This window comes from Streptomyces sp. NPDC058000 (genome assembly GCF_042886435.1).
Taxonomy (GTDB): Bacteria; Actinomycetota; Actinomycetes; order Streptomycetales; family Streptomycetaceae; genus Streptomyces.
In genome coordinates, this window is the sequence record NZ_JBHVQS010000130.1 from 1,631 (window position 1) to 2,892 (window position 1,262).

Annotated in this window: 2 protein-coding genes; one reads left to right on the forward strand and one right to left on the reverse strand. The window is 49.6% G+C overall.

What is annotated here, in order from left to right:
• Window positions 1-422 (reverse strand): MobA/MobL family protein (locus tag ACFVT2_RS43265; protein ID WP_390027977.1); only part of this gene is annotated, 422 nt, incomplete at its 3' end.
• Window positions 423-513: 91 nt separating this feature from the next.
• On the opposite strand from ACFVT2_RS43265, the gene mobC reads away from it, so the two are divergent.
• Window positions 514-768 (forward strand): relaxase accessory protein MobC, encoded by a 255-nt coding sequence (gene mobC, locus ACFVT2_RS43270; RefSeq protein WP_000091745.1) that lies wholly within the window; start codon window positions 514-516, stop codon window positions 766-768.
• Window positions 769-1,262 lie beyond the last annotated feature (494 nt).

A 1,262-nucleotide genomic window follows, 5' to 3' on the forward strand; every position in this document is an offset into this window, starting at 1 on the left:
TTTTCTCTGACAAAGGCGAGAACGGTTTCCCGTGCGGCATCCTGCGGTAGTTCGCGGGGGATGGCGAGTTCAATTTCCCGCGCAAGTTGTGAGTTCTTCCGGCGTTCGGCCTTCTCAACGGCATTCCAGAGTTCGGCACGGTTCGTACACCAGGCAGGGGCTGTCGCGGGGGTCAGAATCACAGCTTCAGCCACACCGCTTTTGCGGGTGTAGTCGTGAGTCAGTCCGGTACGCTCATCAAGCATCAGTGAACCGGAACGATAGGCAGCGGAAGCTACGGCGCTGTAGCCGCTGCTTCTGGAGATAATTTTCATGCTGAGATGATAAATCGCCATTTCTGCCGTAATGCCTTTTTGTAGTTTTCTTTCAGCCCCGCAGGGCGCACACAATCGAAACGGAGTGGAGATTGTATAAGTGCGCACTTCGTGATTTTCCGTGCATTATGCCAGCTCAGTTTTTAAACTACCAGTGACGCGCTAAAATGCGATTTTTCATCGCGCACGGAGTTACATCATGAGCAGAACACTCGAACAGAAGATTGCTGATGCTGAGGCCAGATTACAGCGCCTGAAGGCGAAGAGCAGGAGTCTGGACACAGCGCAGAAGGTCATTGTGGGTGCAGCATTGCTGGCAAAGGTCAGAAAGCCGGAGGAGGTGCAGTTGCGTGCCTGGTTACTCCAGTTCCTGAAGGCAGAGGTGACACGACAGGCTGATGTGACGCGCATACTGCCGCTGATTAACGAGCTGGAGGCGCTGCCAGGACAGTGATTGTATCGTCCGCTCGCCGCAGCCCCAGCGACCGAGCGTTAGCGAGCGAGTGGGCGAGGAAGCGGAAGTGAATCCGTCGCCAGGTTGAGCACATACGCACGGTTTTTCGGTAGGTGATATGCGCTGAACCCGCATGAATACTGGATTTCCACAGGGTTGGAAGGGGAGTATTCGGAATCTTCAATCCTGATTTTTTTTCAACACATTGTTTTTATTGGATTTTTATTTTCAGCACCCCAAGTTATCCACAGGCTCGCCGTTAAGTTTTTAGATCTTGTTTTTAAGATCTTGTTTTTAATACTTGTTTTAGGGTCGAAATTCCTGATTAAAAACAATGCGTTACACGTGTATAGGTGAGGGAATTTAAGGTAAAGGTGATATAATTTAAGGTGCTTGGGTGAGGTAATTTAAGGTAAAGGTGAGGAGATTTAAGGTAATATTCACAGGAAAATGGGGGGTGGAAATATAATTGCTCACCAATGCTAAAGGTGATA